This window comes from Nonomuraea mangrovi (assembly GCF_042681425.1).
GTDB classification, from domain to species: Bacteria; Actinomycetota; Actinomycetes; order Streptosporangiales; family Streptosporangiaceae; genus Nonomuraea; species Nonomuraea mangrovi.
This window is the reverse complement of record NZ_JBHUFV010000061.1, coordinates 680344-695358: the sequence shown is the minus strand read 5'-3', so window position 1 is coordinate 695358 and position 15015 is coordinate 680344. Positions and strand designations below refer to the sequence as shown.

Genomic DNA, 15015 nt, shown 5'->3' with positions numbered 1-15015 from the left:
TTGCTCAGACACTGTGGGCATGGACGTGCGCGCGACGACCGACGACGAGGTCGCCTTCTTCCAAGCCAACGGGTGGGTGAGGCTGGCCCGCCTCGTCGATCCGGCCACCGTGGCCGACCTGCGCGAACGCGCTCTCGCCCGGCTCGGCGAGCGGTCGAGGGCCCGCGCCACCCTGGTCGACCGGGCCTTCGGCCAGTCGCGCGACATCGCGCGCGAGGACGAGCGGTTCGGCGAGCTGACCGCACGCCTGGCTCCCGCCGCCGTGCGGTTGCTGACCGGCGTCGCCGCGGTCCGGATGCAGGTCACCAACCTGCTGGTGAAGGAGGCGGGCCACGCGGGGGAGCACGGCGCGACGCCCTTCCACCAGGACTTCCCCTGGATGCCCATGGACCGCTCGGCCATGCTGACCGTCTGGCTCGCCCTGGCCCACGTGCCCGCCGACATGGGCGCGCTGCGCTTCTACAACGGCTCGCACCGCCACGGCCTGCTCGGCAGGAGCTTCACCACGGCGGGCGACGACCAGCTCACCCAGCATCCGTGGCTCAAGGAGCTGGAGCTGTCGCCGCCGCTCGACCTGGCGGCGGGCGACGCGACCGTCCACCACGCCCTGACCGTGCACGGCGCGCCCGCCAACCGGCACGACTCGCCGCGGCTGTCGTTCACCGTGACCTACTTCGACGCCGACACGCTCTACACCGGCATGCCGTACGGCCAGACGGACGGCCTCGGTCTGGAAGTGAACAAGCCCTTCGACCACCCGAGGTTCCCGTGCCTTGGACAGTGAGCGGCTTCAAGGACGACCTCGGCGCGACGCTCATGCACGAGCACGTCTTCGGGCTGAGCCCGGAGATCCTGTGGAACTGGCCCGACATCCCCGAGGGCTGGGACCTGGAGACACGCGCCAGGGAGGCGGCGGACAAGCTGGACGCGCTCAAGGCGGCGGGCATCGACACGATCGTCGACCTGACCGTGGTCGGCCTCGGCCGCTACGTGCCCGCCGTCCAGCGGGTGGCCGAGCTGACCGAGCTGACCATCGTCGCCGCCACGGGCCTCTACACCTATGACGCGCTGCCGCCGTACTTCGGCAACCGGGGGCCCGGCAGCCTGTTCGGCGGCCGGGACCGGCTGGCGGAGTTCTTCGTCAGGGACATCACCGAAGGCATCGGCAGGACGGGTGTGAAGGCGGCGATGCTCAAGTGCGCCTCCGACCATCTCGGCATGACGCCCAACTGCGAGCGGGTGTTCAGGGCGGTCGCCGAGGCGCACGTGGCCACGGGAGCGCCCATCACCACCCACAGCGCCCAGCCTGGCGGGCTGGAGCAGCAGCGGGTCCTGGCCAAGGCGGGCGTGGACCTGAGCAGGGTGGTCATCGGTCACGCGGGCGACTCCACCGACCTGGCCTACCTGGAGGAGCTCATCGCCAACGGCTCCTACCTCGGGATGGACCGCTTCGGGATCGAGTCGATCAGCTCCTTCGACGACCGGGTCGACGTGGTCGCCAGGCTGTGCGCGCGCGGCCACGCAGGACGGCTCGTCCTGTCGCACGACTCGTACTGCTTCAACGACAGGTTCGACCCCGACGTCGTACGGCGACGCCACCCCAACTACCACCTGCTCCACATCCCCACCGACGTCCTGCCGGAGCTGCGGAGACGAGGCGTCACCGAGGAGCAGATCCACCAGATGCTCGTCGACAACCCGCGGAGGATCTTCGGATGGACTTCGACGTCACCCAGGACTGGCACGTCGCCTCGCCGTACGACTTCCTGAGACGGCTGCGGCACGAGCGGCCGGTCTTCCGCAGCGAGCACCTCGGCGCCTACGTCCTGACCAGGTACGCCGACGTGCGAGCCGCCTACGGCGACGCCCGCAGGTTCTCCTCCAAGGGCTCGCTCACGATCTCGCGCAGCCTCACGGAGGAGACCAGGGCCAGGCTCGGCGAGCACGGCTCGTTCCTGTCGAGCTTCGTGGCCAACGTGGATCCGCCCGACCACACCCGCCTGCGCCGCTCGGTCTCGCGTGCCTTCACCCCCCGGGCGGTGGCGGCGCTGGAGCGGCGCTTCCGCGAGCTCAACGAGGACGTGCTCGACCGCGTGGCGGGTCGCGGCCGCGCCGACTTCGTCGAGGAGATCGCGCACGAGCCCTCGGTCAAGCTCACCGCCGCCTTCATCGGCGTGCCCGCCGCCGACGAGGAGTTCGTCCAGCGGAGGGTGAAGGAATGGTTCCAGCTGTTCCTGTCGCCGCAGCCGCCCGGCAGGCAGCTCGAGCTGGCCGACGGCTTCCTGACCTACCTCGACTACGTGGACCGGCTGGTCGTGGCCAGGGCCAAGGACCCGCAGGACGACTTCACCTCGCTCATGACCTCGCTCATCGGCGAGGAACTGTCCCACCGCGAGGTGGTGGAGCTGATCTCCACGATCCTGCTCGGCGGCAACGACACCGTGCCCAACCAGCTGGGCAACAGCGTCCTGCGCCTGCTCAGGGAGGGCCAGTGGCCGGTGCCGCCCGAGCGGGTGGCGAACGCGGTCGAGGAGTGCATGCGCATCGACGGCGCCGCGCTCGGCTCCTTCAGGTTCGCCACCACGGACGTCGAACTGCACGGCGTGACGATCCCCGCAGGGGAGCTCGTGCTGCTGTCCACCGACTCCGCCGCCCATGACGAAACCGTCTTCCCCGACCCCGAGAGGTTCGTGATCGACCGGCCCAACGCCGACGCGCACATGGTCTTCGGATACGGCATCCACTTCTGCGTCGGCGCCGCCCTCGGCCGCCTCCAGCTCCGCACCGCCCTCGACGTGCTCGGCGCCCGCCTGCCCGGACTGCGCCTGGCCGAGGGAGCCTCCGTCGCCTACCGCAGGTCGATCGTCGGCCGCGGCCTGCCGTCCCTGATGGTCGAATGGTGAGCCGCTTCGACGGCAGGGTGGCGCTGGTCACCGGAGCGGGTTCGGGCATCGGCGCGGCCTGCGCGACCAGGCTCGCCGCCGAGGGGGCCTGCGTCGGCGTCGCCGACCTGCGCTCGGCCTCGGCCAAGCGCACGGCGGCGGCCATCAGGGGGAGGGGCGGCACCGCCATGGCCATCACCTGCGACGTCTCGGACGAGAAACAGGTCGCCGCGGCCGTGGCCGACCTGGTGGCCGCCTTCGGCCGCCTGGACGTGCTGCACTCCAACGCCGCCTGCCTCGACCGCGACGTCTACGGCCGCGACGGCGACCTGGCCGACCTCGACGTCGCCGTGTGGGACAGGACGATGGCGGTCAACCTGCGCGGCGCCATGCTCATGGTCAAGTCCCCGCGATGGGGAGCGGCGCCGCGATCGTGATCACCTCCTCCCTGTCGGGCCTTCTCGGCGACGTCGACCACGCCGCCTACGGCACCTCCAAGGCGGCCATCGGCGGCTTCGTCCGCTACGTCGCCACCATGTACGGCGGGCGCGGCGTCCGCTGCAACGCCGTCGCCCCCGCGCTCGTCATGACCGAGGCCGCCAGGCTCGCGCTCGGCCCCGGCCGTCTGGCCGACAAGGCCGCCGAACGGCTGCTGCCGTGGCCGTGCGAGGTGGAGGACGTGGCCGCGCTGGTCGCCTTCCTCGCCTCCGACGAGGCGCGCTGCGTCACCGGCCAGACGCTGGTGATCGACTCGGGCACCTCGGCGCATCGGCCCGAGCACGCCATCCATACGTGGCAGGGCCTAGAGTGACGATCTATGGAGCCTTTGGCGGTAGGACTGGTGGGCGCGGGGCCGTGGGCGGAGATGGCGCACGCGCCGATGCTGGCCAGGGGGCCGCACACGAGGCTCGCGGGCGTGTGGGCCCGCCGTCCCGAGGCGGCGGCCAGGCTGGGCGCCCCGGTCTACGAGCGGATCGAGGAGCTGTTCGACGCGGTCGAGGCGGTGGCCTTCTGCGTGCCGCCGGCCGTCCAGGCCGAGCTCGGCGTGCTGGCCGCCAAGGCGGGCAAGGCGCTGCTGCTGGAGAAGCCGCTGGCGGCCGATCTCGACGGCGCGCGCAGGCTCGCCGCCGCGGTGGCGGAGGCGGGCGTGCCGTCCCAGATGCTGCTCACGCTGCGCTACTCGCCGCAGGCGCGGGAGTTCCTGTCCAGGTGCGCCGAGGTCGAGGCGTTCGGCGGCCATGCGGCGGCCATCTCGGGCACGCTCTCCGGCGGCGGCCCCTTCGCGACCCCGTGGCGGCTGGAGCGCGGCGCCCTCCTCGACGTGGGGCCGCACGTGATCGACCTGCTCGACGCGGCCCTCGGCAGGGTGGTCGGCGTCCGGGCCCACGGCGACCCGCTCACGTGGATGGGCCTGCTGCTCGACCACGAGGGCGGCGCCGTGAGCGAGGTGTCCCTGTCCATGTCCGCCGTGGGCGACGTGCCGCCCATGCGCGTCGAGGTGTACGGCGCCGCGGGCGGCGTCCAGCTGCCCGCCTTCGACGACGACCCGCTGGACGTCGTGGCCGAGGAGTTCGCGGCCACCGTACGGCGGGGCGGCGGTCACCCGCTCGACGCGGCGCGCGGCCTGCACCTTCAGGAGATCATCGCCGAGGCCGAGTCCCAGCTCACCACCCCTTGACTTCGGCCCCACGGGGAGAATTGATAGCGTTTGTCCGACGCGCAGCGTTGCAGCGAAGTCCGGTGTGAATCCGGCGCTGTCCCGCAACTGTCATAGCCAGGTCGCCTGCCGCCGCGCCGACGTCATCAACCCTCGTGGAAAAGGGTGATCCGTCGCGTATTCGCGGGTCTCTCGGTTCCGACAGTGTGAAAGGACTACTCGTGAGGCCCGTACGCACGGCCTTCGCGGGCGCGCTGCTGGGAACGGTCGTCCTGGCCGGCTGCGGCCAGACTCCCGCCCCCGCCGCCCCCTCGTCGAGCGCCCCCTCCTCCGCCCCTTCGTCGTCCGGCGCCGCCGCGCAGGACGCCGCCTTCCCCGCCACCGTCCAGGCGGGCAACGGCGCGGTCACCATCGCCGCCAAGCCCCAGCGCATCGTCTCGATCTCGCCGACCGCCACCGAGACGCTCTTCGCGATCGGCGCGGGACCCCAGGTCGTCGCGGTCGACGACATGTCGACCTACCCCGCCGAGGCCCCCAAGACGGACCTGTCGGGCTTCAACCCGAACGTCGAGGCGATCATCGCGCACAAGCCCGACCTCGTCGTCGCCTCCGACGACAAGGTCGCCGCCCAGCTCGCCAAGGTGAACGTGCCCGTCCTGGTGGAGCCGGCCGCCACCAAGATCGACGAGGCATATGACGAGATCATCGACCTCGGCACGGCCACGGGCAACAAGGCCAAGGCCGACGAGGTGGTCGCCGGCATGAAGGACAAGCTGGGCGCGCTCTCCTCGGCCGCGCCGCAGGCCAAGAAGCTCTCCTACTACCACGAGCTCGACACCACGCCCTACGCCGCGACGTCCACGACTTTCATCGGCCAGATCTACGGCATGTTCGGCCTGGTCAACGTGGCCGACAAGGCGCCCGAGGCGGCCGGCGGCTATCCCAAGCTCTCGGCGGAGTTCGTCGCCAGGGCCGACCCCGACCTGATCTTCCTTGCCGATGTGAAGTGCTGTCAGCAGAGCAGGGAGACGCTGGCCAAGCGGCCCGGATGGCAGAACCTCAAGGCCGTCAAAAACGACCGCGTCATCCAGCTCGACGACGACATCGCCTCCCGGTGGGGTCCGCGCATCGTGGACCTGGCCACCGCGATCGGCGAGGCCGTGCGCAAGGCCGACGCGAGCCAGTGAAGCCGCGCGTGCCCGCCAGGGCCAGACCGCTGTGGGTCGCCGCCGCCCTCGCCGTCCTCGCCATCTCGATGATCGCGGGACTGCTGGGCGGCGCGGCCGGCATCTCGCCCTGGCAGGTCGTGCTCCAGGCCGTCGACTGGCTGCCCGGCGTCCACGTCGATTCGGGTCTCGCTCCCATCGAGCGGGACCTGCTGTGGCAGATCAGGCTGCCCGGCGTGCTGGTGGCCGCCACCGTCGGTGGGCTGCTGGCCATCGCGGGCGGCGGCTACCAGGGCGTCTTCCGCAACCCGCTGGCCGACCCCTACCTGCTCGGCGCGGCCTCCGGCGCGGGCCTCACGGTCACGATGGTGATCGTGTTCCTGCCCGGCAGCGCCGCGAGCGTCCCCGTTGCCGCCTTCGTGGGCGCGGTCGGCGGCGTGTTCCTCGCCTACGCCCTCGGCAACACCGCGGGCCGCTCGGGCGGCACCGCGACCCTGGTGCTGGCGGGCGTGGCCGTCACGTCCTTCCTGACCGCCATCCAGACCTTCGTCCAGCAGCTCAAGGTGGAGGAGCTGCGGCGCATCTACTCGTGGATCCTCGGCGACGTCAGCGGCGGGTGGGACCAGCTCGCGCTGGTCGCGCCGTACGCGCTCGTCTCCACCGTCCTGCTCCTGCTGCACGGGCGCATGCTGGACGTGCTGTCCGTCGGCGACGAGGAGGCCACGGCCCTGGGCGTCAGGGCGGCGAGGGTACGGCTCGCCGTGCTCTTCGGCGCGTCCCTGGCCACCGCGGCGGCCGTCGCCGTCAGCGGGCTCATCGCCTTCGTCGGCATCGTCGTCCCGCACGTGGTGCGCCGGCTGGCGGGCGGCTCCTATCGCATCGTGCTGCCGCTCTCGCTGATCGGCGGGGGCGCGTTCCTCGTCCTGGCCGACCTCATCGCCCGCACCGTCATGGCCCCCGCCGAGCTGCCCATCGGCGTCGTCACCGCCTTCGTCGGCGCGCCCTTCTTCGTGGGCGTCCTGCGCATGACCAGGAGGGCGGAGATGTGATCGAGACCCGGGAGCTCTCGGTGGTCCTCGGCCGGAGGCAGGTGCTGTCCGAGGTCTCGCTGACGGTAGCGCGGGGCGAGTGGCTGGCGGTGATCGGGCCCAACGGCGCGGGCAAGTCCACGCTGCTGCGCGCGATCATGGGGCTGGTGCCCCGCGCAGGCTCGGTCCTGTTCGACGGCGCGCCGCTCGACCGGCCGAGAGAGCGGGCCAGGCGGGTGGCCTTCGCCCCCCAGACGCCCGCGCTCCCCGCCGACATGACCGTCTTCGACTACGCGCTGCTGGGCCGCACGCCGTACATCCCCTACCTCGGGCGGGAGAGCAGGCGGGACAGGGACGTGATCGCCTCGGTGCTCGACAGGCTCGACCTGACCGAGCTGGCAGGGCGGCGGGTGGAGAACCTGTCGGGCGGCGAGCGGCAGCGGGTGGTGCTGGCCAGGGCCCTGGCCCAGGAGGCCCCCGTCCTGCTGCTGGACGAGCCCACCACCGCCCTCGACCTCGGTCACCAGCAGCAGGTCCTCGAACTGCTGGACCGGCTCAGGCTCGGAGACGGGCTGACCGTCGTCACGACCCTGCACGACCTGAGCCTGGCAGGGCAGTACGCCGACAGGCTGCTCCTCGTCGCCGACGGCCGCGCGGTGGCCTCGGGCAAACCGGTCCAGGTGCTGACCGAGGAACTGGTGGGCAGGCACTTCGAGGCGCACGTCAAGATCGAGCCGGGCCCCGACGGGCGGCCCGTCGTCCACCTGGTGAGGGGCCGTTGAAGCTGTCGTACCGCGTGGAGGAGGGGGCCAGACTCGGCTCGCTGCTGTGGGAGTTCGGGCCCCGCTGGAGGATGATCTCCTCGGCGATGCTCGGCGGCGGCATCGGCCCGCGCTCGTGGGTGCTGAACGCGCAGGTCGTCGCCGGATACTCGCGCATGGACCCGGTCGACCACCTGACCTCGCTGGGGCCCGAGGGGGAGGGCGTCGGCATGATGACCGCGGCCTCCGTCGACCGCTACACGACCGGCTCGGACGGCGGCGTGCAGGCGGTCGCGACCGTCGGTCTGCGCGTGCCCACGTGGGCCGCCGCCCCTCCCGGCCACGTCGACCCCGAACTGGCGCCGCTGCGGGTCGGCACCATCAACCTCATGATCACCGTCCCTGTGGCGATGACCGACGCGGCCCTGGTCAACGCCGTCATGACCGCCACGGAGGCCAAGACCCAGGCGCTCATCGAGGCGGGCTTCCCCTGCACGGGCACCGCCTCCGACGCCGTCTGCGTCGCCGTGCCCTCGTCGGGGCCCGAGGAGGTGTTCGGCGGCCCGCGCTCCCTCTACGGCTCCAGGCTCGCCCGCGCCGTCCACGCGGCGGTACGGCGGGGCGCCACCGGGTGGCGCCCGCGCGGCACCGGCTGAACGCCCGCGGCGGCCCTCACAGGGACAGGCCGTAGTCCTCCGCGGCCGAACGCGCGCTCACCCGGCCCGCCCGGAGGTCGGCCTCGACCAGGGCTCTGTCCCTCAGCATCGGCGAGCCGAGCCCGCCGCCTCCCGTCGTCTCGACGACGAACGCCTCTCCGGCCTGGAACAGCACGTTGTTCGCCTTGTCGGGGAGCCGCTCGAGCGAACCGTCCGCGTGCCGTTTGAAGAAGCCGCCCAGCCTGCCGGGCAGCCCGCCGTCCCGCCCGGGAGGGGCGTTGCGCAGCCGGTCGCCGCGCGTCGTGACGTGGCACGGGGCGAGGAATCGCAGGACCGTGCGCGAGCCGAGGCCGCCCCTGAACGCGCCTGGTCCGCCAGAGTCGGGAACGGTCTCGATCGACTCCACCACCAGCGGGCAGCGGGTCTCCACCGGCTCGGCCTGGGGCACGGAGTTCCGGCCGATCCCGAAGTGCACGCCCGTCGCGTCGGGCCCGTCCAGCCCGCGCCGCGCGCCCACGCCGCCGAAGTCGTAGGAGAGGTGAATCCAGTAGGGCGCTCCGACGGCGGCGATCGAGAACGGCTGGAGGATGCCGCTGGCGGCGATCGCCCGCTCCGGCATCGCGTCGGACAGCGCCTGGAAGATCGCCTCCATGGCCGCGTAGATCGGCACGAATCTGCCTCCGCACGGGTGCGGGGGGCCGGCGTTCACCAGCGACCCCTCGGGCAGGCGCACGTCGATGGCGCGCAGGCAGCCGTCGTTCATGGGGATCGTCGGGTCGAGGAAGCAGCGCACGGCGAAGACGGCGGCGGCCAGCGACTGCGAGGAGGAGGAGTTGATCGCGGCCGGCACCTGCGGGTCGGTCCCCTCGAAGTCCACGACCACGTCGGCGGCGCCGGTCGTGACCGCGACCCTGACGGTGTGCGTCCTGCCGGGGTGGACGCCGTCGCCGTCGATCGGATAGGAGGCGGTGAAGCGGCCGTGCGGGAGGTCGGCCAGGGCGGCGCGGGTGCGGGACTCGGTGTGGTCGAGGTAGGCGTCGATCCCGCGCGCCAGGCCCTCGGCGCCGTACTCGCCGGCGAGGGAGGACATGCGCGAGGCGGCGACGGCGGTGCCCGCGACGAGCGCGCGCACGTCGCCCATCACCTTGTCGGGAGTGCGCGAGTTGGCGCGCAGGATGGCCTCGACGGCCGGTTCGAGACCCGCCGCGGTGGCGAGGCGCACGGGAGGGAGCTGGAGGCCTTCGAGGAAGATGTCGGTCGCCAGGGGCGCCATGCCGCCCGCCGACAGGCCGCCCAGGTCAGAGACGTGGATCATCGCCGCGGTGAAGTAGGCGGGGACTCCGGAGACGAAGACCGGCCGGTAGACGAGCAGGTCGTTGGTGTGCACCCCGCCGCGGTAGGCGTCGTTCAGGACGTAGACGTCGCCCTGCTCCATGGCGTCGAGGGGATGGTCGGCCAGCAGCGAGGGCAGGGCCACCTTGAGCGCCATGCTGTTCATGAGCGTGGTGGCCATGGACTGGGAGACCAGCCGGCCCCCCGCGTCCAGGACGGCGGCGGAGGCGTCGGAGCCCTCGACGATGAACGTGGAGTAGGCCGAGCGGACGACGACGATGCTCGCCTCCTCCGCCGCGACGACCAGGGCGTTGCGCAGGACCTCGGCGGTCAGGTCGTCGTTCACGCCTGGTCCTCCTCGCGCAGGGTCCTGGTGAGGACCACGGCGCCGTCGGGCGCGAGGGCGGCGCTCCAGCCAGGGGGGACGACGATGGTGGACTCGGGGTCCTCGACGACGGCGGGGCCCTCCACGCGGGTCAGGGCGGCGCGGGCGAGCACGGGCACCTCGACGTGGCCGCCGCGTTCGGGAAAGTAGGCGGTCCTGGTTCCCGCGCTCGCGGACGGCTCGCGGGCGAACCGGCGCGCCGGACCTTTCGCGGAGGCGACGCTCAGCCGGAGGCGGAAGCTGACCAGCTCGATCTCGCCCTCCTGCGCTATGCCGTACACCTGCCGGTACTTCGCGAAGAAGGCGCCGGCGACGGACGGTCCCCACGGAACGGTGAGCTCGTGCGCCTGGCCGCGGAAGCGGACGTCCACCGAGCGCTCGACGCGCACCCCGGTGGAGCCGGGCGCGATCGCGAGGTCCTCGCGGGCCGCGGCCTCCAGGGAGTCGAAGACGGCCGCGGGATCGGGGGCCGACGGCGCGGACAGCACGCGCTCGGTCGACAGCTCGCCCGCGAGCAGCCCGGCGGCCGAGGCGACGCCGCACAGGGCGGGCACGACGACCGTGCCGATGCCGAAGCGCTCGGCGACCCTGGCGGCGTGCATCGGGCCCGCGCCGCCGAAGGCGACCATGACGAAGCCTCTGGGGTCGATCCCGCGCTGCACGGTCACCACGTGCACCGCCGACCCCATGGCCGCGCACACGATCTCGTGGACGGCGTGGGCCGCCGCCTCGCGTGACACCCCCAGCGGCCCCGCCACCCTGTCCAGCGCCTTCTCCGCCAGCTCGGCGGAGAGCGGGAAGGCAGTGAAGGAGCCGGGGGAGAGGTAGCCGAGGACCAGGTTCGCGTCCGTGACGGTGGGGGCGGAGCCGCCCACCCCGTAGCAGGCGGGCCCGGGGGAGGATCCGGCCGAGCGGGGGCCCACTCGTAGGGCGCCCGCCGTGTCCACCCACGCGATGCTGCCGCCGCCCGCCCCCACCTCGGCCAGGTCGATGGCGGGCGTCTTGACCGGCACGCCGGTACCCGCCCTGCGGCCGCCGAAGCTGCCCTTGCCGCCCACGTGGAACTCGTGGGTGATCTCGGGCCTGCCGTCCCTGATGACGCACGTCTTGGCCGTGGTGCCGCCCATGTCGAAGGAGATCACCTCGGGATGGCCGGTGAGCGCGGCGGCCAGGACGCCCGCGGCGGGGCCCGACTCGATCGTCGCCACCGCCCTGCGCGCGGCCTGCGCGGCCGACATGACGCCGCCGCCCGACTCCATGACGTGCACGGGGGCGGTGATGCCGAGCGAGGCGAGCCCCTCGCGCAGCCGCGAGAGGTAGGACGACATGAGCGGCCCGACGTAGGCGGACATGATGGTGGTCGTGGCGCGTTCGTACTCCCTGAGCTCGGGCCACACCTCCGACGAGACCACCACGTCGGGCACGTGCTCCCTGAGGACGGCGGCCACCTGCCGCTCGTGCGCGGGGGCGGCGTAGGAGTGCAGGAGGCACACCGCGACCGAGGTGATGCCGCGGGCGGCGATCTCGCGGGCGGCCTGCCGTACGGACTCCAGGCGGAGCGGCACCAGCACCGAGCCGTCGGCGGCGACGCGCTCGTCGACCTCGAAGCAGTCCTCGGCGGCCACGGGCGGGAGCGGCGGGGTGAAGCGGAGGTCGTAGCGGTCCTCCTCCACCCGCGCGTAGCGGCCGAGCGGGATCACCGAACGGAATCCGCGCGTGGTCACGAAGGCGACGCGAGCGCCCGTGCGCTCCAGGACGGCGTTCGTGGCCAGGGTGGTGGCGTGCACCACCCTCGTGACCAGGGAGGGGGTGGCATCCGTGAGCAACTGAGAGATACTGAGCATGATGCCCGTGAGGGGGTCGTCGGGCGTGCTCAGGCATTTGGCGACCGACACCTCGCCGTGCGGACCGCGCAGCACGGCGTCCGTGAACGTGCCGCCGACGTCGACCCCGATCTGGTACTCCACGTCGATACGGTAGGACTCAAGCAAGCGCTTGTCACGATTGACTTTCGGTGGGCGGTTGGGACTCTGGTTCTGTCGTAGGGGAGGGAGCTCGTTATGAGGCGTCTCGCATTGCCTGGAGTAGCGGTCGGCCTCGTGCTGATGAGCATGCCCGCCGCGCTGGCCCACGAGCATCCCAGCGGCATCACCGACCTGGTCACTCCCGCGGTGACCAGGGTCGAGGCCAAGGCCCTGATCCACATCACCCTGCTCGACCACGTCGGCGAGCTGCTGCACATCGAGCGCAGTTACGAGGTGCCGATCGGCACCGGCACCGGCACCGTGGTCAATCCCGACGGCACGCTTGTCACACTCACCCAGGTGATCAGGACTGACAAGAACCTGGCGGTCTACGCGGCGAACAGGGTGTTCGCCGACTATCACAAGGCCGATATTCCCACCGACTTCAGCAAGCACAAGGTCGACGACGAGACGCTCAACCATCATCTGCAGCTTTGCTACGACCTCACGAGCAAGATGTCGACCTGCATCGTCGACATCAAGCAGGACATCACCGTCTTCCCGCACATCGCGCCCGCTGACGGGCGCGGGTTCAAGGCCGAGGTCGTGAAGTTCGGCGACGGCCCCGCGACCCCGGCCGTCCTGCGGCCGACGTCGAGGGCCGACGGCGGCGTCGGGCTGCCCACCGCGCCGCTGGCCGAGAAGGTGCCCGACAAGCCGGGTTCGCCCACCGCGGTCGCAGGGTTCCTCGGCAGGCCCGCTCCCAACCAGCCGATCAAGGTCGACATCGCCCACCTGGGGCCCGGCGGCGCGGCCGAGGGCGGCCGCACCTTCAGCGACCCGCAGAAGAAGGCGGACGAGCCCGTCAAGCTCGGCAAGCTGATCGACCAGGGCCTGCTCGGTGCGCCCGTCATCGGCGACAAGGACGGCCACGTCATCGGCCTGCTGGTCGGAGGCGGCAAGACGGCGAAGATGATCGGCGTCCGTGAGATCACCTCCGCGCTCGCCGTCGCCAAGACGCCCGCGCGCAGAGGTCAGCTCGACGCGGCCTTCGAGGCGGCGCTGACCCGCTTCCACACCAAGAACTACACCGACGCCGCGCCCGCCTTCCAGCGCGTGCTCGACCTCTACCCCGGCCAGCCCGTGGCCGCGGCGCACCTGAAGGAGTCGCTGGCCAAGAAGGGCACCGCGGCCGATCTGGGAGTCCGCAAGGCCGCGCCGCCGAAGGCCACCACGATCCCGTTGTGGCCGTTCATCGCCGGAGCGGCGCTCGTCCTGGCCCTGACCACGGGGCTCGGGCTGCTGCTGTGGCGGCGACGGCGAGGCGCGCGCGACGAAGAGGACAGAGAGGAGATGCCGCCGCAGGAGATGAACCTCGCCGCTCGTTCCCCCGATGACGGCGCCGACCCGACCGTGATGGTCAGGCGATCCCAGGCCTTCCCCATGATTCCGACGCAACAACCGCAACCGCAACCGCCGCAACCTGTGCTGACCGCACAGCAACAGGTCAAGTTCTGCACGTCATGCGGTATGAAACTGGGCCCCGCGCACCGGTTCTGTGGCTACTGCGGCCACCCGATCGAAACGTGATGCACTTGAACGAGAGATCCCTGATCGGCCAGGAGGTCGCGGGGTATTACATCGAGGACGTCATCGGCAAAGGCGGCATGGCGGTGGTCTACCTTGCCCTGGACCCCCGCCTGAGCCGCAAGGTGGCGCTGAAGATCCTCAATCCCATCCTGAGCGTGGACGACCGCTTCCGTCAGCGCTTCATCCTGGAATCGAGGACCGTCGCCAGCATCGAGCATCCCAACATCATCCCGATCTACGAGGCCAACTCCGACGAGCAGGGCGTGCTGTACATCTCGATGCGCTATGTGGACGGCCTCGACCTGCGCAGGTTCATCTACGACAGGGGCCCGATCGCCGTCGGGCAGGTCAACAGCATCGCCGCGCAGGTGGCCGCGGCCCTCGACGCCGCCCACGCGCACGACCTGATCCACCGCGACGTGAAGCCCGCCAACATCCTGCTCGCCGGCGACCACGTCTACCTGACGGACTTCGGCATCACCAAGCACCGGACCTCGATCTCCGGGCTGACACAGACCGACCAGTTCATCGGCACCCCTCGTTACATGTCGCCCGAGCAGATCAACAAGGAGCACATCGACGGCCGCGCCGACCAGTACGCGCTGGCCTGCGTCGTCTACGAGGCGCTCGCCGGCCGGATGCCCTTCGAACGTGACAACGACGTGGCTCTGCTGTGGGCCCATCTGGCCGAGTCACCGACGCCGCTGTCGCACCTGCGTCCCGAGCTGCCGCTCGAGGTCGACGGCGTGATGATGAAGGCGCTGGCGAAGTCGCCCGACCAGCGCTACCCCACCTGCACGGCGTTCGTGGGCGCGCTGCGCGACGCCATCAGCGGCGAGATCGCGCCCACCCGACCGCAGCAGCCGGTCCAGCCCAAGACCAAGCCGAAGGCCAAGCCCAAGACCAGAGCGAAGGCCCAGACCACCACGGCCAGGCCCGCGACCGCCAAGCCCCGCATGAGCGGGAGGCTGCCACTCATCCTGACGGGAGTGGTGGCCGCCATCGCCGCGATCGCCCTCGTGGTGGCGCTCATGCTGTCCAACAGGGGCGACGGCATGCTCGTCTACAAGCCGACCCCGGCCGTGCCGATGACCTTCGACTACCCGGACTCCTGGACGGCGCTGACGCACGTGGACCTGTTCGCGATCGCCTCACCGAGCGCCCCGCAGTTCGAGTCGCTGTTCCTCGCGGGGTCGGCCGCCGACTGGAGCGAGGTCAACAACCTGGAGCCGGGCGACGCCACCGGCCTGTACGTCCAGTTGGCCGACACCCTCGACCCCAAGGCGGACCTGCAGAGCATGCAGGAGACGCTCAGCACGATGCTCCCCGGCAAGATCACCTTCACCACCGACCCCAGCAGGGCGTTGATCGCGGGCCGGGAGGGGACCATGTTCGTGGGCATCATGCACGGCTCCGGCAACTCCGGCGAGCTCAACGTGACGGGCTACCTCGTCGACACCCCCACCAGGCCCGCGCTCGTCCTCTACTTCTGCGCGTCGAGCGCGTGCGACCCCTCGCTGCTGTCGAAGATCAGGACCAGCGTCGCGCTCACTTGAGCCTGACTTGGAGCCCGCTGTACCCCTATGGGCAACGG

Annotated in this window: 11 protein-coding genes and 2 pseudogenes; 11 read left to right on the top strand and 2 right to left on the bottom strand. The window is 71.7% G+C overall.

Features of this window, described 5'->3' with window-relative positions; genetic code table 11:
• Window positions 1–19: 19 nt before the first annotated feature.
• The 9 genes and pseudogenes from ACFSKW_RS42200 to ACFSKW_RS42160 all read left to right on the top strand — a co-directional run bounded on the left by ACFSKW_RS42200 (window position 20) and on the right by ACFSKW_RS42160 (window position 8150).
• Window positions 20–784: a phytanoyl-CoA dioxygenase family protein gene (locus ACFSKW_RS42200; protein ID WP_379579883.1), complete on the top strand. Its 765-nt coding sequence runs from the start codon at window positions 20–22 to the stop codon at window positions 782–784.
• Window positions 769–1770: a phosphotriesterase family protein gene (locus tag ACFSKW_RS42195; RefSeq protein ID WP_379579881.1), complete on the top strand. Its 1002-nt coding sequence runs from the start codon at window positions 769–771 to the stop codon at window positions 1768–1770. The genes ACFSKW_RS42200 and ACFSKW_RS42195 overlap by 16 nt, the downstream gene beginning before the upstream one ends.
• Window positions 1716–2903: a cytochrome P450 gene (locus ACFSKW_RS42190; protein ID WP_379579879.1), complete on the top strand. Its 1188-nt coding sequence runs from the start codon at window positions 1716–1718 to the stop codon at window positions 2901–2903. Before ACFSKW_RS42195 ends, ACFSKW_RS42190 begins: the two co-directional genes overlap by 55 nt.
• Window positions 2897–3693 (top strand): annotated as a pseudogene (locus tag ACFSKW_RS42185) (SDR family NAD(P)-dependent oxidoreductase). The gene ACFSKW_RS42190 and the pseudogene ACFSKW_RS42185 overlap by 7 nt, the downstream one beginning before the upstream one ends.
• A gap of 6 nt (window positions 3694–3699) precedes the next feature.
• On the top strand, window positions 3700–4560 hold the full coding sequence (locus ACFSKW_RS42180; RefSeq protein WP_379579877.1) for a Gfo/Idh/MocA family protein: 861 nt from the start codon (window positions 3700–3702) through the stop codon (window positions 4558–4560).
• Window positions 4561–4760: 200 nt separating this feature from the next.
• Entirely contained in the window at window positions 4761–5726 is a 966-nt protein-coding gene (locus ACFSKW_RS42175) for an ABC transporter substrate-binding protein (RefSeq protein WP_379579875.1), read from the top strand.
• A 68-nt stretch (window positions 5727–5794) separates the two neighbouring features.
• Window positions 5795–6754 carry a FecCD family ABC transporter permease gene (locus tag ACFSKW_RS42170; protein ID WP_379580268.1) on the top strand — a complete coding sequence of 320 codons (960 nt, stop codon included), beginning with the start codon at window positions 5795–5797 and terminating at the stop codon, window positions 6752–6754.
• Window positions 6755–6810: 56 nt separating this feature from the next.
• Window positions 6811–7515, top strand: a pseudogene (locus ACFSKW_RS42165) (ABC transporter ATP-binding protein); the annotation flags it as partial.
• A complete protein-coding gene (locus ACFSKW_RS42160; protein ID WP_379579871.1) occupies window positions 7512–8150 on the top strand; it encodes an adenosylcobinamide amidohydrolase in 639 nt (212 codons plus the stop codon). The pseudogene ACFSKW_RS42165 and the gene ACFSKW_RS42160, both read left to right, overlap by 4 nt.
• A 16-nt stretch (window positions 8151–8166) precedes the next feature.
• Here ACFSKW_RS42160 and ACFSKW_RS42155 read toward each other — a convergent pair whose 3' ends face one another.
• Window positions 8167–9828: a hydantoinase B/oxoprolinase family protein gene (locus ACFSKW_RS42155; RefSeq protein ID WP_379579869.1), complete on the bottom strand. Its 1662-nt coding sequence runs from the start codon at window positions 9826–9828 to the stop codon at window positions 8167–8169.
• Window positions 9825–11834: a hydantoinase/oxoprolinase family protein gene (locus ACFSKW_RS42150; RefSeq protein WP_379579867.1), complete on the bottom strand. Its 2010-nt coding sequence runs from the start codon at window positions 11832–11834 to the stop codon at window positions 9825–9827. The genes ACFSKW_RS42155 and ACFSKW_RS42150 overlap by 4 nt, the downstream gene beginning before the upstream one ends.
• Window positions 11835–11927: 93 nt before the next feature.
• Between ACFSKW_RS42150 and ACFSKW_RS42145 the strand changes: the two genes are divergently transcribed.
• Window positions 11928–13421, top strand: a complete 1494-nt coding sequence (locus tag ACFSKW_RS42145) for a hypothetical protein (RefSeq protein ID WP_379579865.1) — start codon at window positions 11928–11930, stop codon at window positions 13419–13421.
• Complete coding sequence (locus ACFSKW_RS42140; RefSeq protein ID WP_379580266.1) at window positions 13421–14977, top strand: serine/threonine protein kinase; 1557 nt, start codon at window positions 13421–13423, stop codon at window positions 14975–14977. The genes ACFSKW_RS42145 and ACFSKW_RS42140 overlap by 1 nt, the downstream gene beginning before the upstream one ends.
• Window positions 14978–15015: the final 38 nt, after the last annotated feature.